This is a genomic window from Streptomyces sp. NRRL B-24572 (assembly GCF_002156145.1).
GTDB classification, from domain to species: Bacteria; Actinomycetota; Actinomycetes; order Streptomycetales; family Streptomycetaceae; genus Streptomyces; species Streptomyces vietnamensis.
Map to the genome: position 1 here is coordinate 1 of NZ_MWIG01001232.1, position 561 is coordinate 561.

Sequence of the window (561 nt, forward strand, 5' to 3'; positions counted from 1 at the left end):
GGCCCCGCCCCTCCCCGTACCCGGGGACGGGTTTCATCGCGGCGCCAGCGGTTAGCCGCGTCGTGAGGACCACCCGAGGCCCGGGACCGCCAGGACCGCACGGTGAAGGAGTTGGGTGATGAAGGTTTCCGACTACGTGCTGCAGCGGCTGCGTGACTGGGAGGTGTCCCACGTCTTCGCCTACCCCGGTGACGGCATCAACGGGCTGCTGGCCGCCTGGGGGCGCGCGGAGGACCGGCCGCGGTTCGTCCAGTCGCGGCACGAGGAGATGTCGGCTTTCGAGGCGGTCGGGTACGCGAAGTTCTCCGGCCGGACGGGGGTGTGCGCGGCGACGTCGGGGCCGGGTGCCATCCACCTGTTGAACGGCCTGTACGACGCGAAGCTCGACCACGTGCCCGTGGTGGCGATCGTCGGCCAGACCGATCGCAGCGCGATGGGCGGCTCCTACCAGCAGGAGGTCGACCTGGCCTGCCTGTACAAGGACGTGGCGTCGGAGTTCTGCGAGGTGGTCACCGTCCCCGCCCAGCTGCCGAACGTGCTGGACCGGGCGATGCGGGTGGC

The 561-nt window shown here is 70.9% G+C and carries 1 protein-coding gene; it reads left to right on the forward strand.

What is annotated here, in order from left to right; all coding sequences use genetic code 11:
• Window positions 1-118: 118 nt before the first annotated feature.
• Window positions 119-561: thiamine pyrophosphate-binding protein (locus CCN56_RS41485; RefSeq protein ID WP_256962466.1), on the forward strand; the 443-nt coding region annotated here is incomplete at its 3' end.